At 60.2% G+C, this 16,975-nt stretch carries 15 protein-coding genes; 9 read left to right on the plus strand and 6 right to left on the minus strand.

The annotated features are described in order from the left end of the window. Nucleotides 1–6 precede the first annotated feature (6 nt). Together BT199_RS12510 and BT199_RS12515 are read left to right on the plus strand one after the other, a co-directional pair. A complete protein-coding gene (locus tag BT199_RS12510; RefSeq protein WP_014718494.1) occupies nucleotides 7–1,161 on the plus strand; it encodes an MFS transporter in 1,155 nt (384 codons plus the stop codon). Continuing rightward, nucleotides 1,158–2,270: a class II histone deacetylase gene (locus BT199_RS12515; protein WP_072434581.1), complete on the plus strand. Its 1,113-nt coding sequence runs from the start codon at nucleotides 1,158–1,160 to the stop codon at nucleotides 2,268–2,270. Before BT199_RS12510 ends, BT199_RS12515 begins: the two co-directional genes overlap by 4 nt. Here BT199_RS12515 and BT199_RS12520 read toward each other — a convergent pair. After that, the gene (locus BT199_RS12520; protein ID WP_072434582.1) at nucleotides 2,260–3,399 is read right to left on the minus strand and encodes a glycerate kinase; all 1,140 of its coding nucleotides are present in this window, start codon (nucleotides 3,397–3,399) and stop codon (nucleotides 2,260–2,262) included. The two genes, BT199_RS12515 and BT199_RS12520, sit on opposite strands and share 11 nt — an antisense overlap. Nucleotides 3,400–3,532: 133 nt before the next feature. Next, on the minus strand, nucleotides 3,533–4,633 hold the full coding sequence (locus tag BT199_RS12525) for a sugar diacid recognition domain-containing protein (protein WP_072434583.1): 1,101 nt from the start codon (nucleotides 4,631–4,633) through the stop codon (nucleotides 3,533–3,535). 157 nt (nucleotides 4,634–4,790) lie between these two features. Here BT199_RS12525 and BT199_RS12530 point away from each other — a divergent pair, with 157 nt between their 5' ends. Next, nucleotides 4,791–6,101 (plus strand): MFS transporter, encoded by a 1,311-nt coding sequence (locus tag BT199_RS12530; RefSeq protein WP_020302764.1) that lies wholly within the window; start codon nucleotides 4,791–4,793, stop codon nucleotides 6,099–6,101. Nucleotides 6,102–6,149: 48 nt separating this feature from the next. Here the strand turns inward: BT199_RS12530 and BT199_RS12535 are convergent, their stop codons facing one another. Next, the gene (locus tag BT199_RS12535; RefSeq protein ID WP_072434584.1) at nucleotides 6,150–6,854 is read right to left on the minus strand and encodes an SDR family oxidoreductase; all 705 of its coding nucleotides are present in this window, start codon (nucleotides 6,852–6,854) and stop codon (nucleotides 6,150–6,152) included. Between the two features lie 101 nt (nucleotides 6,855–6,955). On the opposite strand from BT199_RS12535, the gene BT199_RS12540 reads away from it, so the two are divergent. The 3 genes from BT199_RS12540 (at nucleotide 6,956) to rarD (ending at nucleotide 9,868) form a co-directional block, all read left to right on the plus strand. After that, nucleotides 6,956–7,858, plus strand: a complete 903-nt coding sequence (locus BT199_RS12540; protein WP_014718500.1) for a LysR family transcriptional regulator — start codon at nucleotides 6,956–6,958, stop codon at nucleotides 7,856–7,858. An 81-nt stretch (nucleotides 7,859–7,939) separates the two neighbouring features. After that, nucleotides 7,940–8,950, plus strand: a complete 1,011-nt coding sequence (locus tag BT199_RS12545; protein WP_072434585.1) for an aldo/keto reductase — start codon at nucleotides 7,940–7,942, stop codon at nucleotides 8,948–8,950. 36 nt (nucleotides 8,951–8,986) lie between these two features. After that, nucleotides 8,987–9,868 (plus strand): EamA family transporter RarD, encoded by an 882-nt coding sequence (gene rarD, locus BT199_RS12550; RefSeq protein WP_072434586.1) that lies wholly within the window; start codon nucleotides 8,987–8,989, stop codon nucleotides 9,866–9,868. A 58-nt stretch (nucleotides 9,869–9,926) separates the two neighbouring features. On the opposite strand, the gene BT199_RS12555 is transcribed toward rarD, so the two are convergent. From BT199_RS12555 to BT199_RS12565, 3 genes are all read right to left on the minus strand, one after another. Next, a complete protein-coding gene (locus BT199_RS12555) occupies nucleotides 9,927–11,087 on the minus strand; it encodes a dermonecrotic toxin domain-containing protein (protein WP_072434675.1) in 1,161 nt (386 codons plus the stop codon). Between the two features lie 235 nt (nucleotides 11,088–11,322). Then, a complete protein-coding gene (gene hppD / locus BT199_RS12560) occupies nucleotides 11,323–12,399 on the minus strand; it encodes a 4-hydroxyphenylpyruvate dioxygenase (protein WP_014718504.1) in 1,077 nt (358 codons plus the stop codon). A 246-nt stretch (nucleotides 12,400–12,645) separates the two neighbouring features. After that, entirely contained in the window at nucleotides 12,646–13,569 is a 924-nt protein-coding gene (locus tag BT199_RS12565; RefSeq protein WP_038450190.1) for a DMT family transporter, read from the minus strand. A 77-nt stretch (nucleotides 13,570–13,646) separates the two neighbouring features. On the opposite strand from BT199_RS12565, the gene BT199_RS12570 reads away from it, so the two are divergent. From BT199_RS12570 to BT199_RS12580, 3 genes are all read left to right on the plus strand, one after another. Continuing rightward, nucleotides 13,647–14,525 (plus strand): LysR family transcriptional regulator, encoded by an 879-nt coding sequence (locus BT199_RS12570; protein WP_072434587.1) that lies wholly within the window; start codon nucleotides 13,647–13,649, stop codon nucleotides 14,523–14,525. A gap of 255 nt (nucleotides 14,526–14,780) precedes the next feature. Then, nucleotides 14,781–16,325: an EAL domain-containing protein gene (locus tag BT199_RS12575; RefSeq protein WP_072434588.1), complete on the plus strand. Its 1,545-nt coding sequence runs from the start codon at nucleotides 14,781–14,783 to the stop codon at nucleotides 16,323–16,325. 194 nt (nucleotides 16,326–16,519) lie between these two features. Then, a complete protein-coding gene (locus BT199_RS12580) occupies nucleotides 16,520–16,885 on the plus strand; it encodes a histone-like nucleoid-structuring protein, MvaT/MvaU family (protein WP_014718508.1) in 366 nt (121 codons plus the stop codon). Nucleotides 16,886–16,975: the final 90 nt, after the last annotated feature.

Consider the following 16,975-nt stretch of genomic DNA (forward strand, 5'->3'; position numbering starts at 1 on the left):
TTGAAAATGCCCATTTCCAACCCTGCGATAACGGCACGGCTGGCGGCGATCGTACTGTTTGCCGCCATCACTCCGACCCTCCTGATGACTGCTCCCGCCGTGGCCGCGCAGTTGGCCAGCCAATGGCAACTGAGCCCGGCGCGGATTGGCGACTTGTTTTCCGTGGAACTGGGCGCCATGAGCCTGGCGACCTTGCCCGCCTGGTGGTGGCTCAAGCGGGTTGACTGGCGCACTGCCGCCCGGGTCGCCGCGCTGTTGTTCATTGCGGCCAACCTGCTGTCGATGCTCGCCGACACCTACGCCGTGCTGCTGGTGTTGCGCGGGGCCAGCGCCCTGGCCGGCGGTTCGTTGATGATCCTCTGCCTGGCCAGTGCCGCCACCACCGCCAATCCCAGCCGAGTCTATGGTTTGTGGGTGATGGGGCAGTTGATCGTCGGTGCCGTCGGCCTGGTGGTGCTGCCTGGTTTGTTCGAACGGTTTGGCTTGAATGCCTGCTACCTGATCCTGGCAGGGTTGATGGTTCTGCTGCTGCCATTGGCGCGGGCTTTTCCCGCCGGTAGCCGTGCGTTGCCCGCCAGCCGCACCCCGGTCTTGCCCGGTTCACGCTGGAAAGCCGCCCTGGGGGTTGGCGCGGTCCTGGCCTTTTATATCAGCTTGGGAGGCGTCTGGACCTTTATCGGTGCCTTGGGCGCCAGTGCCGGGATTTCGGCGCAGCACAGCGGCGACATCCTCGCCATCGCCACCGTGATGGGCATTGCCGGGGCCGCGAGCGCTTCACTGATCGGGACCCGCTTGCCGCGTGGAGTGCTGTTGTTGCTGGGCTACCTGTTGATGGCGGCAGCGGTGCTTCTGTTGTTCGGCCAGCCCGCATTGCTGCGATTTGCTTTGGCGGCGCTGCTGTTCAAATTCACCTGGACCTTCATTCTGCCGCTGATCCTGGCCTGCCTGGCCGACCTTGATCACAGCGGCAAGCTGATGAACGCCTCCAACTTGGTCATCGGCGGCGGCCTGGCCATCGGCCCGGCGCTCGCTGGCCGCCTGATCGAGGCCAGCGGCGGTTTCAGCCTGTTGCTGCTTGGTGCAGCCGCTATCACCTTGCTGTCTCTGGTGATGATCGCCGCCAGCCGTCCCCATTCCCCCACTGAACTGGAACCGGTATGAACCCAACCACCGCATTTTTTTTCGACGAAATGAGCCTGTGGCACAGCGCCGGCGCCCATGCGCTGACCCTGCCCGTGGGCGGCTGGGTGCAGCCGCCGGCCGGCAGCGGGCATGCCGAGTCACCGGAGACCAAGCGCCGCCTGAAAAGCCTGTTGGATGTCTCCGGACTGAGCCGCCAACTACAACTGCATAGCGCGCCGCCCGCCAGTGAAGAGGATCTGCTGCGGGTCCACAGCCGCGCTTACCTGCAGCGTTTCAAGGCCTTGAGCGATGCGGGTGGCGGTGAGCTTGGCCCCCAGGCACCGATTGGGCCGGGCAGCTTCGAAATTGCGCAACTGTCCGCCGGACTGACCCTGGCCGCCGTGGACATGGTGCTCAAGGGCCAGGCGCACAACGCCTATTCGCTGTCGCGGCCACCGGGTCATCACTGCCTGGCAGACAGTGCTATGGGCTTTTGTTTTCTGGCCAACATTGCCATTGCCATCGAGGCCGCCAAGGCCCGCAACGGGCTGGGCAAAGTCGCGGTGATCGACTGGGATGTGCACCACGGTAACGGCACGCAGTCGATCTTCGAAGAACGGGCCGATGTGTTGACGGTATCCTTGCACCAGGACGGCTGCTACCCGCCCGGTTACAGCGGCGAGCAGGATCGCGGCCGGGGTGCCGGCCTGGGCGCCAACATCAATATCCCCTTGCCGCCAGGCAGTGGCCACGCCACCTATCTACATGCTATGGAACGCATCGTAGTGCCCGCGCTGGAGCGCTTCGAGCCGGAGTTGATCATCGTCGCCTGTGGTTATGACGCCAACGCCGTCGACCCGTTGGCGCGCATGCTGTTGCACAGTGAATCGTTCCGGCTGCTGACCCGCGCCCTGCGCCTGGCCGCCGAGCGTCTGTGCCAGGGCCGCCTGGTGCTGGTACATGAAGGCGGCTACAGCGAAGCCTATGTGCCGTTCTGCGGCTTGGCGACCCTGGAGGAACTGAGCGGAGTGCGCACGGCGGTGCAAGACCCGATGCTTGAATTTGTGCAGTTGCAGCAACCCGGTGCGCAGCTACAGGGGTTTCAAGAGCAGTGGGTGGAGCGGCTGGCGCGCGGGGTCAGCGAGTAGCTGCCAGGCGCCATACCCGTGCAACGTCCGAGGCCCGCTCACGCAACAGGCGCGGCGCCTCGTGACAGGCTTGCTCCAGAGACATCGGACCCGACGGCAAGGCGAACGCTGCATCCACACCGTGGGCGTACATCTGCTCGTAGCCGTCGCCCAAGGTACCCGCGATCACGACCACCGGCACGCCGTGTCGCCGGGCAATGCGCGCCACGCCAAACGGAGTTTTTCCCCGCAGCGTCTGGGCGTCGAAGCGACCTTCACCGGTGATTACCAGGTCGGCACCACGCACCGCTTCATCGAGGCCAACCAGTTCAGCGACTACCTCGACCCCTGGACGAAACTGGGCCGCGAGGAACGCCTTGGCGGCAAAACCCAGTCCACCGGCGGCACCACTGCCGGGTTCGTCGCGCACATCCTTGGGCAGCACCTGAGCGCAATGGTCAGCGAAGTGCTCAAGGGCCGCGTCCAGGTGTGCCACTTGCTCGGGACTCGCGCCTTTTTGCGGGCCGAAAATCGACGAGGCACCGTGGGGGCCGCACAGGGGATTGTTGACGTCGGCGGCGATTTCAAAACGCACCTGCGCCAGGCGCGGGTCGAGTTGTTCAAGGCTGATATGGGCCAGGCGTGCCAATGCCAACCCACCCGCCGGCAGTGGCTGACGTTCGCTATCCAATAGCTGCACGCCAAGGGCCTGCATCGCTCCCGCCCCGCCATCGTTGGTGGCACTGCCGCCAATCGCCAGGATGATGCGCTGCGCCCCGGCATCCAGCGCGGCGCGGATCAACTCGCCGGTGCCATAGGTGGTACTGGAACAGGCGTCGCGCTGCCCCGGCGCGACGAGTTGCAGGCCGCTGGCCTCGGCCATCTCGATCATCGCGGTATGGCTGTCGGCCAACCAGCCCCAACGTGCTTCGACGCTGTCGCCCAGCGGGCCTCGGACTGTTTGCCGACGTAATTGCCCCTTACACGCGGCGAGCACCGCATCCACCGTGCCTTCACCGCCATCGGCCATCGGGCATTGAAGCACGTGCGCATCCGGCCAGACCTCGGCCCACCCCTCGGCAATCGCCTGGGCGACGCCTGCGGCACTCAGGCTGTCTTTGAACGAGTCAGGGGCGATCACGATTTTCATGGACGTTCTCCGGTTTTTATAACGCCCATGCTGCCAGTTGGCAGGGGCAATGACGCGGGGCCGATGCACAAGTGTGGGGCGGGTTTGTTGTTCATTTCTACAATGCCCCCTGTAGGAGCGAGCTTGCTCGCGCCTACAGGGGGTGGGGCAGCAGTTGTACGCCCAGGTACAAGGCAAGCATCCCATCTAGCGTCAGCGGGTCTACGCCGCTGAGTTCGGCTATGCGTTCCATGCGGTAGCGCAGGCTGTTGCGGTGAATGCCCAAGGCGTCGGCACACGCCTGGCTTTGCCCGTCGTGCTCGCACCAACTGCGCAACGTGGCGAGCAGTTGCCCGCTGCTGTCCTTTGCCAACACCTTGCGCAACGGGTTGAGCAATTCGTCCAGGGCGTCGTCGTTGCGATGACGCCAAAGCATGACCGGCAGGCGATAACGGTTGAGGGTCAACAGGCGTGATTGCGGCAGGATATCGCGGCCATAAGCCAGCAGATCTCCTACCCGGCGGTAACAGCGGCGCAGCCCCGCCAAGCCCTCCGCTTGCCCGCCGATGGCAATGCGCTGGATGTTCCAACCCAGGCCCTCGAGCTTTTCCAGCAAGCGGGGGTTATCGACCTGCACCGCAGCAGGTCGGCACCACAGCAAGGAAAACTGCGCGGAGCTGACGCACCAACTGTCCGGGTAGCGGCTGGCAAGCCAGGTGCTCAGGGCCTCCGCCGTTTGGCCCGGGCCCAGTTCAAACAGGTACGGCGTGCGCGCCAGTTGTGGCTTGAGCCCCAATTGCTGGGCTTCGTCCACCAGGCGCGGGGAGTCGCCGCTGTCGGCCAACAGCAGGGCCAGCAGATCATCGCAACGCTGGCGCCGCCATTGTTGCTCGGCTTGCTGGTGGCGTTGGCTGACCAGCATTTCGGCGGTCATACGCACCAGTTCGGCGTAGGTGCGTAACCCATCTGGTTCTCCGGTGATACCCAGCACGCCAATCAGGCGCTGATCATGCAACAGCGGGAGGTTGATGCCGGGTTGCACACCCTTGAGATGCTTGGCGGTCTGCCCGTCGATTTCCACCACACGCCCATTGGCCAACACCAATTGCGCACCTTCATGGCGTGTGTTGATACGCTCCGGCTCGCCGCTGCCCAGGATCAAGCCCTGGCTGTCCATGACATTGACGTTATAGGGCAGGATTGCCATGGTGCGATCGACAATCTCCTGCGCCAGGGCATGATCCAGCTCGAACATGGGGCTAATTTCCTAAAAAAGGTTGTTCACCGGCACAGCGCAAAGACTGCTTGACTGTGCGCCAGCACAAAGACAGCTGCCCGTCACGTCACCGAGACTGTCAGGGCGGTCAACGTTACCCTCGCACCGCGAAAAATCATAATAAAGAGAGAATCCCATGTCACAGAGCGCCACTGCCGCACTGGCCAGCGATGACGATAAAAACGCCATCTACAAGCGCATTACCCTGCGCCTGATCCCCTTCATTTTTATCTGCTATCTGTTCAATTACCTCGACCGGGTAAACGTTGGCTTTGCCAAGCTGCAGATGCTCGATGCGTTGAAATTCAGTGAAACCGTATACGGCCTGGGAGCCGGGATTTTCTTTATCGGCTACGTGCTATGCGGCGTGCCGAGCAACCTGGCGCTGACCCGGTTTGGCCCGCGGCGCTGGATCGCATTGATGATGATCGTGTGGGGTACGCTCTCCACATGCCTGCTGTTTGTGACCACCCCCACGCATTTCTACACCCTGCGCCTGCTCACCGGTGCCGCTGAAGCGGGCTTCTTCCCCGGCGTGGTGTTGTACCTTTCGCAGTGGTTCCCGACCTTCCGCCGTGGGCGAATCATGGCACTGTTCATGTCGGCGATCCCGGTGTCCGGTTTGCTCGGCAGCCCGTTTTCCGGCTGGATTCTCAATCACTTTGCCGCAGGCCAAGGTGGCTTGGCGGGCTGGCAGTGGATGTTCCTGCTGCAAGGCATCCCGACCGTGATCCTCGGCGCCCTCGCCTATTTCCTGCTCAGTGACAGTTTCGCCAACGCCAAGTGGCTCAAGCCCCATGAGCGTGCGGTACTGGAAGCTGACCAGGCCACAGACCTGGCAAACAAGCCGAAAACCACCAGCGACTCCCTGGCCGAAGTGTTCAGGAACCCGGCGATCTGGGCATTCGGCCTGATCTACTTCTGCATCCAGAGTGGCGTGTATGCGATCAACTTCTGGCTGCCGTCGATCATCAAGAACATGGGTTTCAGCGACAACCTGGTGATTGGCTGGCTCAGCGCGATTCCGTATCTGTTGGCGGCAGTGTTCATGCTGCTGGTGGGCCGCTCTGCCGATTTGCGCAAGGAGCGCCGCTGGCATTTGGTGGTACCGATGTTGATGGGCGCCATTGGCCTGGTGATCGCCGTTAACTTCGCCACCACCCCCGCTATCGCCATTCTCGGCCTGACCATCGCCACCATGGGCGCCCTCACCGGCCTGCCGATGTTCTGGCCGGTGCCCACCGCGATGCTCAGCGCGGGTGCGGCGGCGGGTGGCTTGGCGTTGATCAACTCCATGGGGCAGATGGCGGGTTTTCTCAGCCCGTATATCGTGGGTTTTGTGAAGGATGCTACCGGCTCTACGGATGTGGCGTTGTACCTGCTGGCGGCGGTGATTGTGAGCGGCAGTGTTCTGGCATTGCGGATGACGCGCACGCTCAAGGCCTGACGCCTTCAACGTGGGAGGGATCTGCTCCCTCCCACTTGGGCCATGTATTTACAACAGGCCGCCACCGTCGATATCAACCACCGCACCGGTCATAAAGCCATTTTCCATGGCCAGTACATACCCCGCCGCCACTTCTTCAGCCTGCCCCACCCGCCCAACCGGCAACCCTTGGCCCGCCTTGGCAAACATTGCCAAACGTTGCTCTTGGCCAAGCCCTGCATAGGCCGGTGTGTCTATCACCCCTGGGCTGATCACATTGACTCGACGCGGCGCCAGTTCTTTGGCCAGTTGCTTGCCCAAGGCCTCGGTCGCAGCGTTAATGGCCGTCTTGATGAACTGCCCTGCCGCCAACTTGCGCCCCAACTGGCCCGAGGTCAGGGTGATGCTGCCCTGCTCGTGCAAAAACGGCAGCGCGTGTTGAATGGCGCGTAGTGCGCCCCAGAGCTTTACATCGAAGTTGTCCCGGGCTTCATCCAGGTCTGTTTCGATCAAAGGCTTGGCCCGCACCGAAGGCCCCGAGGTGTAGACCAGATGGTCAAAGCGCCCCACGGTTTCGAACAACTGCTTTAACGAGGCGCTGTCGGTGACGTCCACCGGCTCGTTGCGCAGCCCGCTGTCGGAACCTGGCGCCAAGCGGCGCCCGGCCACGATCACATGCGCGCCTCGCGCCAAGGCTGCCTGGGCAACTGCCGCGCCGATACCGCTGCTGCCACCGATGACGATGATGGTTTTACCGCTCAGAGAAGAGGTCATGAGAAAACTACCTGGGTCAGAAAGTGAACGTTCATCTTCCCAGCTTGGTAATCGATGAAAAATCCGGGTAAAACGACAAGATCTTTAAAGGATTTTTATCAATGAGTTCGATTCTCGACCTTGAAGTCTTCGTGCGCAGCGCCGACACCGGTAGCCTGACGGCCGCCGCCCGTGGCCTGGGCCTCACGCCAGCGGCCGCGAGTATCGCCCTCAAGCGCCTTGAAACCCGTCTCGGCATCCGCCTGCTTGCCCGCTCCACCCGCAGCATGCGCCTGACCGAAGAAGGCCGGCGTTATCTGGACAGCGTGCGGGTAGCGCTGGAAGCCCTGTCCGAAGGCGAACATGCCATCAAGCAACAAGGCCAAAGCCTCAGTGGTTTATTGCAATTGGCCGCTCCCTCGGACTTCGGTCGCAATGTGCTGTTGGGCTGGTTGGATGAGTTCAAGCTGGAGCACCCCACTATCCGTCTGCAACTGTTGCTCAACGACAGCAATGCCGATTTGTTTCGCGACACTGTCGACATCGCCTTGCGCTTTGGCGTGCCGAGAGACTCCAGCCTGGTGGCCCTGCCGGTGGTACCCGATCACCATCGCATTGCCTGCGCCAGCCCCGACTACTTGGCGCGCCACGGCACCCCGCATACGCCCGAAGACTTGGCCCACCACAGCACGCTGCGCTACATGCGCCGGGGCCAGGCCAATAGCACCTGGTATTTCCGCCAGGGGACCTTGCTCCAGGAGGTTGAAGTGAGCGGTGACTATCTCAGCGACGATGGCGAGATTGTCCGCCGCTGGGCGTTGGCGGGGCATGGCATTGCCTATAAAGCCAACCTGGACGTGGCCCGTGATATCCAGGCTGGGCGGCTGGTGCCCCTGCTACTCGACTGGCAAGGCGAACCCACGCCATTCAACCTGATGTGCCCTCACCGCCTGCAAGTGTCAGAACGCGTGAAAGTGCTGCATCGTTTTTTACAGGCCCGTTGCGAGACTTTGCTACGCGCATGAACAAATCCGCTCAGGGCTTGTTCCAGAGCGCTCGGGTCTGGTATTGCATGACTCACGTTTACCTGCCATGAGGAGCTTTGCATGATTTACCGTACATTGGGTCAGTCCGGGTTAAAGGTCAGCGCTCTGACCCTCGGCACCATGATGTTTGGCGAGCAGACCAGTACCGAAGACTCGCTGCGCATCATCGACAAGGCCTGGGACCAGGGTATCAACTTCATCGATACAGCTGACGTGTATACAGGCGGACGCTCCGAGGAAATCGTCGGCGAGGCGATTGCACGCAACCGCCAGGATTGGGTGGTGGCCTCCAAGGTCGGCTTCGGCCCTACCGACGGCGTGCCCAACCGCAGCGGTTTGAGCCGCAAGCGTCTGTTCAACGCGCTGGACGCCAGCCTGGCACGCCTGGATACCGACTACCTGGACATCTACTACCTGCACCGCGAAGACCACCACACGCCGTTGGAAGTGACCGTGTCCGCCATCGGTGACCTGATCCGCCAGGGCAAAGTCCGCTACTGGGGCCTGTCCAACTACCGAGGCTGGCGCATCGCTGAAGTGATTCGCGTGGCTGAACGCCTGGGCGTGGATAAACCCATTATCAGCCAGCCGCTGTACAACATCGTCAACCGTCAGGCCGAGGTCGAACAGATCACCGCTGCAGCGGCCTACGGCCTGGGTGTGGTGCCTTACAGCCCGCTGGCCCGAGGGGTCCTTAGCGGCAAGTACGCCCCGGACGTCACGCCCGAGCCCGGCAGCCGTGCCGCGCGCCAGGACAAGCGCATCCTGGAAACCGAGTGGCGGGTTGAATCACTGCGCATTGCCCAGCAGATCCAGCAATACACTCAAGGGCGTGGCGTGCGGATCGTCGAGTTCGCAATCGCCTGGGTGCTGAACAATGCGGCGGTGAGCTCGGCGATTGTCGGGCCGCGAACCGAGGCGCAGTGGGACGCCTACACCGGAGCGCTGGCGGTGAAGATCAGCGCTGAGGACGAGGCGTTCATTGATTCGTTGGTTACGCCAGGGCATTCGTCCTCGCCGGGGTTCAACGATGTCGGGCATTTTGTATCCGGTCGATTGGCACGCCTGTAGACTACCCGCGCAATAATTGGCTTTCGCGAGGACAGCGTGTCTAAAGGTGTTGTGTTATCGGTCTTGGCCTCGGTGCTGTTTGCCGTGATGTATTACTTCACATCACTGCTTACGCCCCTGAGTGGCCTGGAGATTTTCGGCTGGCGCATGTTGCTCACCGTGCCCTGCATGACGGTGTTCATGCTCGTCAGCGGCGAGTGGCGCAGGGTCTGGGAACTGCTGCGCATGCTGGCGGCCAAGCCACGGCTGGTCGGCGGCGTACTGGTGTCGTCGGCCTTGCTCGGCGTGCAGCTGTGGTTGTTCATGTGGGCGCCGCTCAATGGGCGCAGCCTGGACGTGTCCGTGGGGTATTTTCTGCTGCCGTTGACCATGGTGCTCACCGGGCGCCTGGTCTACGGCGAGCGCCTGTCGCGGCTGCAACAGATTGCTGTGGTGTTTGCCGCGCTGGGTGTGCTGAATGAGCTGTATCAGGCCGGTGGTTTTTCCTGGGCAACACTGGTGGTGATCATCGGCTATCCGGTGTATTTCGTGGTGCGTAAATACCTGAGCACCGACCATTTGGGTGGGCTGTGGCTGGACATGGCGTTGATGCTGCCGGTGGCCTGGTGGTTTGTACAAAGCGGCGAACAAGGCTTTGCCGTACTGGATGGGCATCCAAAGCTCTATGCATTGATTCCCATGCTGGGCCTTATCAGTGCCTCGGCGCTGGTGAGTTACATCATTGCCAGTCGCTTGTTGGCGTTCAGCCTGTTCGGGCTGCTGAGCTATGTGGAGCCGGTATTGCTGCTCGCAGTGGCGCTGCTGTTGGGCGAAGGGATCGAAGGCGGACAGTGGCTGACCTATATTCCGATCTGGCTGGCGGTGATGGTGCTGGTGTATGAGGGGTTCAAGCATTTGGTGCGTCAGCGCCGGGCTTGATGGGAGGCTGAGAGTGGATGTCGGCTGTGGGGGCGTCCGTACCCCTCTGTCGATTGAGTCAGGTCCTGACTTCGGTTGTCGGCACATCAGGTGTGCCGGCAACTTGTTCAATGACGGTGGCGGTATTTTCCAACCTCTCTCGCCACTTACCGTAATAGGGGATGTTGTTTTGAGCTTGGTTGCCTGCGCTTTCCAGCTTGGCATCCATCTCTTGCTGATCGACACCAAACAGCTTGCCGATACGGTTGTCGCGGTTCAATTCAAGCAACGTTCCTTTGACGGGGTCTTTCGCGATGGTTTCGATGGAGTGGGCTATGTCTTCAGGAACACCCAGCGCTTTCAACGCGGTGGCGAGGCCATGCCCAGGACTTCTGAGTTGCTTCAGGAATTTGTCGTAAAGACCGTTTAGATTATTGGCATCCACATTGTCCAAGGAAACACGGGCTATTTTTTTGCGGAACGCATTGAACGTCATGGGTTCAAGCGGTTTGTTTTCGTTCAACCCATTTTGAACGAAATAAAATCTGCGCTTCTTGGCGTCCTTTTTTTGTCCCTCGCCGTACAAGTTTCCATAAGCGTCGTAACTATAGACGATGGCTTCTCCATCTGGCCGATATCCGACATAAAACGCCTTGCCATCAGGTTCCAGTTTATAGAGCTGTGTTCGCACCAGCCCGTCGACCTGAACCGGAGGGATCGAAGTGTCCTTGTTTAAACGCTCGAAGATATCCCCCTTCTCATAACCAAAACTTCCCACCACTGCATTGCTATCGCCATCAGCGAACATGCCAAATTTCTGGTTGACCCGCTCCTCCTGCTTGGGCGCTTGATCATTGGCAAAATGCTTCGTAAATCGCTTGCGCTCAATCGGATCATTGGCCACGTTTTTGAGCCAGTCCGTCATCTCCTGCGCATTATCGAACTCATGAAACGAGGTCACGTCGTCTTCCGGCATGTACAGGACGAAATTAGGCCCCTCTTCTGTAGGCGGCACCCGCTTGATCATTATCATGTCGTTGGACTGAACACCATCAACGGCAAATGTCGAGACCTGCACCCCTGGACTTCCCGGTTTGTTGGGCGACAGCGCGGCCTCCGTCAGTTGATACGCTTTGGCCGTGAGTGTGTTGCCCACATACTCGGTTTCACTGTCATCGAGAAACTTTTTACGCGCCTGATCGACCGGGTCTGCATTACCGGCTGAACGAGCATTGCGCACAGGCCCTATCTGCTCGGTTGATGTAGATGGGCCAATCGGGCGTTGAAGGGGAGGAGAATTCACATTCATAAGAGGGCCTCTTGATATTGGATACGCAGAAATTGTCTGCGCCCTACCCTCTGAGTGATATTTCAAGAAACGTCTGTTCCCAATAAACCACAGGCCATTTGCAACACGCTGCATCAGGCACAAAACAGCCCGGTAAAAACCGGGCTGTTTTGCTTTAGCCTGTCGATCAATCGGCGGTCAGCACACCACGACGCACCTGGTCGCGCTCGATCGACTCGAACAGCGCCTTGAAGTTGCCCTCTCCAAACCCATCGTCGCCTTTACGCTGGATGAATTCGAAGAACACCGGGCCCATCAGGGTTTCCGAGAAGATCTGCAGCAGCAGGCGCTTGTCACCGGCAACCGACGAGCCATCCAGCAGGATACCGCGCGATTGCAATTGATCCACTGGCTCGCCATGGTTCGGCAGGCGACCTTCGAGCATTTCGTAGTAAGTGTCTGGCGGCGCGGTCATAAAGCGCATGCCGATCTTCTTCAGCGCGTCCCAGGTCTTGATCAGGTCGTCGGTGAGGAACGCTACGTGCTGGATCCCCTCGCCATTGAACTGCATCAGGAACTCTTCGATCTGCCCGGCGCCCTTGGACGACTCTTCGTTCAACGGGATCCGGATCTGGCCGTCCGGCGCGCTCATGGCCTTTGAGGTCAGGCCGGTGTACTCGCCCTTGATATCGAAATAACGCGCTTCACGGAAGTTGAACAGCTTCTCGTAGAAATTGGCCCAATAGATCATGCGCCCGCGATAGACGTTGTGGGTCAGGTGGTCGATGACCTTCAGGCCAGCGCCTACCGGATGGCGGTCAACGCCTTCAAGGTAGACGAAGTCGATGTCGTAGATCGAGTTGCCTTCGCCGAAACGGTCGATCAGGTACAACGGCGAACCGCCAATGCCTTTGATCGCCGGCAGGTTCAATTCCATCGGGCCGGTGTCGATGTGGATCGGCTGGGCGCCCAGTTCCAGGGCGCGCTTGTAAGCCTGCTGCGAGTCCTTGACCCGGAACGCCATGCCGCACACCGACGGGCCGTGCTCGGCCGCGAAGTAGGAAGCGAGGCTGTCGGGTTCGTTGTTGAGGATCAGGTTGATCTCGCCCTGGCGATACAGGTGCACGTTCTTGGAACGGTGGGTGGCCACTTTGGTGAAGCCCATGATCTCGAAGATCGGCTCCAGTGTGCCCGGGGTCGGCGAGGCGAATTCGATGAATTCAAAGCCCATCAGGCCCATTGGGTTTGCATGTTGGTCGGTCATGTTCGGTGCCTCATCATTCTTGTAGGTAGCAATTGTTTAGTTGCGAGCAAGGATGAGGCTGGAGGGTGGCGCACAAGAAAGGCCTCGCACGCTGCGGGCGAGAAAGTCACCAAAGATGAGGGGGGAGCCAAGTAGCTTCATGGTGTCATCAGTCTCTGACGGCCGAGGCTTGCGTGAGCGCAAGTCCATATTCTTGTATGCGTAAACTGATTCTACACAGCGTAACCGGGTTTGTCCGTAGTCTTATCAAATCCCCATTACCCTGCCCTGCGCAAGGGGTTTGTTACACAGGTAGATGCCCAGCAGGATGACCGCACCCCCCACCCACATCGCCATCGTCAGCGGTTCGTCCAGCAGCACCGCGCCGCAAATGACCGCCGTCAATGGGTTGAGCGCGATGAACACTCCGGACCGTGTGGCGCCTATGCGACGAATGCCATCGTAATAGCCGATATACGCCAGCGCCGAACCCATCACGCCCAGGTACATCAGGCTGAGCAGTTGCGGTAGATCAATAGCGTGCAGCCCTGCCATGGTCACGCTGGGTGAAACCAGCGCCGTAACGCTTAGCATCAGCGTGCCCAGCAGCACCGACCAGGTCACGGTCTGCAACGGCCCCAGGCTCTGATTGAGCCCACGGGAGAACAGCGTGTAAACGCCCCACCCCGCCACGCAACCGAGGATCAGCAGGTCACCGGCCCAGGCCATGGTCGCGCCCTGCAATGCCTGGGGATTGCGACTGATGATGACGGTCGCCGCGCCTGCCAGGCACAACGCGATACCGATACATTTGATGCGGCCCAGGCGCTCCTTGAACAACCACCAGGACGCCAGGCCGATCACCGCCGGGTTCAACGCGACAATCAACGAGGCGCGTGACGCATTGGTGTACTGCAGCCCATAAAAGAAGCACAGGTTGTAAAAGAAAATCCCAAAGAACCCCAACACCGCCAATTGGCCCCATTGGCGCGTGCTGGGGCGCACCAGGGCCGTGCGCGAAGCGGCCATGAACAGCAGCAATGCTGCGCTGGCCAAGGTGAAGCGCAGAGTGGCGGCCAGCAGCGGGTGGACCTGATCAGCCAGGTAGCGCCCTGCGACAAAGGTGCCGCCCCAGATCATGGTGACAGCGGCAAGCTTCAGATAAGTGAGGCCATCGGCGACGTGACGCATAAGGCGGTGCTCAGGTGAGGGACGAATGGGCGTATTCTTTGGCTAATCACTCCTCATCGTAAAATGAGCCTTTACTCATGACCCTGACCCAACTGGAAATCTTTTCTCTGGTGGCCGAACTGCAAGGTTTTACCAGTGCGGCGCATCGCCTGGGTATCAGCCAGTCGGCGGTGTCCCACGCGATCAAGGCCTTGGAGCAGGAACTGGGGGTGGAGTTGTTTCGGCGCCATCAGACGGCGGTGGAACTGAGCGAAATCGGCGCACAATTGCTGGGACGCGCCCGGGCCATGCTGGGGCTGGCCAACACCTTGCAGCAGGAAGCGGCGGATGCACGCGGCATGAAGCGTGGCACGCTGCGTATCGGCTCGTTCGGGCCGACGGCGTCGGTTCGGTTGTTGCCGCCTATCCTCAGGCGCTTTCGCCAGGTTTATCCGGGTATTGAAGTGCATGTGGATGAAGGGCCTGATCGCCAGGTCGTTCAGTGGCTGGATGAGCGCCGGGTGGATATCGGTTTTGTGGTGCTGGAGCAGGAACGCTTCGATACGGTCGCGTTGCTGGAAGATCAACTGGTGGCGCTGCTACCGGCCGGGCACCGGTTGGCCGCCCTTGAGGCCGTGCCCCTGCAAGCGCTCTGCGATGAACCCTTTATTCTGACTGAAGCCGGCTCGTCGGAGCTGGTGATGCGCTTGTTCAGTCAAGCCCGATTGCAGCCCAAAGTCCGGTACCGCTGTGCGCAGTTGCTCAGTACGTTGGAGGCGGTCAGTCGGGGCGATGGTTTGAGTGTGGTTGCGCAGGCCTCCTTGCCGGAACATAGCGACTGGCGTTATGTGGCGTTGCCATTGGCGCCGCAGGTCCCACGCCGGATCGGACTGGCGGTGCTGGATCGACGACAGTCCTCCCCGGCTACCCTGGCATTCATCGAGCTGGCGCAAGGGTTGTACCCCTCGCTCACTTAGTGACCTGGCTATGCGCAGCGTCCTCTCATGCGTCGCACCCTACATAGTCACCCAATGTAGTGAAACGCAGCGTCGGCGACACCCTCCACACTCTGTACTTCAACGGACTTTGCGGGTTCGGGCGGGGGCGGTGCCTGATACCCGCCACCACTGACCGAACGGCGAGGTCAACCCGCTTGAAACAAGTGAGCAGGCCTGCGTAATGCCATCTATCATCGGCTTATCTCACTCTTTTTCTCGCGACTGACTGCCCCTATGCCCCTGACTGTCAAAGGCCCACGAAGCCGAGCCGCACGCTATTTCATCAGTGCAACCAGCGGCGTGTTGCCCATCTTGCTGGGGGTTGTGATTCTGTACTGGCAAGCCGAGCGCACCCTTGAGCAAAGCACGGCGCAAACCGCTCAAGAAGCGGTCCGCCAGTTCGACCTGATGCTCGACAATACCGCCATCGCTGCCCAGGCTTTGCTGCCGCTGGCCGGTAAACCTTGTGACAGCAGCGCCAAGTTGGCGCTACGTGAACAAGTCACGCGCCGGCCGTTTGTGCGGGCCACGACGCTGTCCTGGCAGAAAAACATCTATTGCAGCTCGTTGTTTGGCGGTCGCTACCAATCGCCCGTCAACCCGGACGACTATGTGGATGGGCGCCTGTGGTTGATGAAAGGTAACCCCGTTACACCCGATACCGCCCTGCTGGTGTACCGCCTGGTGGAAGGCGATCAAGGCGCGTTTGCCTCGGTTGACGGTTACCACCTCACCAACGCCTTGCGCTTGATCAGCCGTTACGCGTACTTGGTATTGCAAGTCGGCCCGAACTGGCTGGGGGCCGACGGCAAGGTGCATCAAGGCGCGTTGCCGGTATTTGCCGTGGCCCCACAACGCCTGGCTTCCGAGCGCTATCGCTACAGTGTCGAGGCCGGGATGCCCGAGGGTGAAGTCTGGCGCTACATGCAGGCGCGGTATCCGGCGCTGTTCAGCCTGGTGGTGTTTTTCGGCATATTGGCGGGGCTGCTCGCTCACTGGCTGCAAAAACGCTCGTCCGCGCCAACCCACGAGTTACAACGCGCCTTGGGCGCCAATGAGTTCATCCCGTATTTCCAACCGGTGGTACGGGGTGACACACGCCAATGGGCCGGCTGTGAGGTGCTGATGCGCTGGAGGCATCCCAAAGAAGGCCTGGTGCGCCCGGACCTGTTTATCCCCCTGGCCGAAGACTCTGGCCTGATCGTGCCGATGACCCGCGCCCTGCTGCGCCAGACCGCCGCGCAACTGGCGCCCCATGCCGCACGTTTCAGCCCCGGCTTTCATATCGGCGTGAACATCACTGCACGCCATTGCCAGGACATGGCGCTGGTGCAGGACTGCCAGGAATTTCTGGCCGCGTTCCCACCCGGCCAGGTCACCCTGGTGCTGGAGCTGACTGAGCGGGAGCTGATCGAACCCACCGAGACCACCCGCCGGCTGTTCGAGGCCCTGCATCAACTGGGCGTCATGATCGCCATTGATGACTTCGGCACCGGCCACTCCAGCTTGGGCTATTTGCGCAATTTCAATGTCGACTACTTGAAGATCGATCAAAGCTTTGTCGCCATGATCGGTGCAGATGCGCTGTCGCGGCATATTCTCGACAGCATCATAGAGTTGTCGGTCAAGCTGGATCTAGGCATTGTTGCCGAAGGTGTAGAAACAGCCCAACAGTGTGAATACCTCGTGGCCCAAGGCGTGGATTTCCTACAGGGTTACCTGTTTGGCCGACCATTACCCTGCGATGAATTCATTAAATCCTTGGGGATCGTTGAATAGCCTTGCGCGGTCTACGATGAAAGATTGGTCTTTCTTTAAAAGACATGATTTACTCGGAATGAATTAACTACTACAATTTTTTCTGCCTGTGCAGAACTCGCAGAAGGGTCTTTTTCGTTGACGTGGCTTAACGTTCTTGGCTTATAGCTTTGTCTGCAGTTGATATCCGCAACTACATTATTGGAGTACAGATTTTGTCCAGACTCGCCGAATTTCGCGCAGCAGAAAAAGCCCTTCAAGAGCAGCTTGCACAGCTGGAATCTTTGAAGAATGACGCTGGCTTGAAGAAAGAAATCGAATTCGAAGAAAAGCTCAAGACGCTGATGGGCAAATACGACAAAAGCCTGCGCGACGTGATCGCTATCCTCGACCCAGCGCCACGCAAAGGCGGCGCACCGGCCGCCGCCGCGCCAAAACAGCGCCGCGCACGGGTGGTCAAGGTTTACCACAACCCGCATACCGGCGAGCTGATCGAGACCAAAGGTGGCAACCACCGCGGCCTTAAAGCCTGGAAAGAACAGTACGGCGCTGCCACTGTAGATTCCTGGCTTCGCGGCTGAAACATGTACTAAAAAAAAGCCCCGCATACGCGGGGCTTTTTTTGCTCTAGCGGTTCGGAATCGAATTTAACTTAGCGTTCACATTGTTCA

The sequence above is a fragment of the Pseudomonas sp. NFR02 genome (assembly GCF_900119375.1).
GTDB classification, from domain to species: domain Bacteria; phylum Pseudomonadota; class Gammaproteobacteria; order Pseudomonadales; family Pseudomonadaceae; genus Aquipseudomonas; species Aquipseudomonas paracarnis.

Excerpts from the sequence above, each read along its gene's own strand:
- BT199_RS12510 (WP_014718494.1), top strand. The coding sequence starts at position 7 with ATGCCCATTTCCAACCCTGCGATAACGGCACGGCTGGCGGCGATCGTA.
- BT199_RS12515 (WP_072434581.1), top strand. The coding sequence starts at position 1,158 with ATGAACCCAACCACCGCATTTTTTTTCGACGAAATGAGCCTGTGGCAC.
- BT199_RS12520 (WP_072434582.1), bottom strand. The coding sequence starts at position 3,399 with ATGAAAATCGTGATCGCCCCTGACTCGTTCAAAGACAGCCTGAGTGCC.
- BT199_RS12525 (WP_072434583.1), bottom strand. The coding sequence starts at position 4,633 with ATGTTCGAGCTGGATCATGCCCTGGCGCAGGAGATTGTCGATCGCACC.
- BT199_RS12530 (WP_020302764.1), top strand. The coding sequence starts at position 4,791 with ATGTCACAGAGCGCCACTGCCGCACTGGCCAGCGATGACGATAAAAAC.
- BT199_RS12535 (WP_072434584.1), bottom strand. The coding sequence starts at position 6,854 with ATGACCTCTTCTCTGAGCGGTAAAACCATCATCGTCATCGGTGGCAGC.
- BT199_RS12540 (WP_014718500.1), top strand. The coding sequence starts at position 6,956 with ATGAGTTCGATTCTCGACCTTGAAGTCTTCGTGCGCAGCGCCGACACC.
- BT199_RS12545 (WP_072434585.1), top strand. The coding sequence starts at position 7,940 with ATGATTTACCGTACATTGGGTCAGTCCGGGTTAAAGGTCAGCGCTCTG.
- hppD (WP_014718504.1), bottom strand. The coding sequence starts at position 12,399 with ATGACCGACCAACATGCAAACCCAATGGGCCTGATGGGCTTTGAATTC.
- BT199_RS12565 (WP_038450190.1), bottom strand. The coding sequence starts at position 13,569 with ATGCGTCACGTCGCCGATGGCCTCACTTATCTGAAGCTTGCCGCTGTC.
- BT199_RS12570 (WP_072434587.1), top strand. The coding sequence starts at position 13,647 with ATGACCCTGACCCAACTGGAAATCTTTTCTCTGGTGGCCGAACTGCAA.
- BT199_RS12575 (WP_072434588.1), top strand. The coding sequence starts at position 14,781 with ATGCCCCTGACTGTCAAAGGCCCACGAAGCCGAGCCGCACGCTATTTC.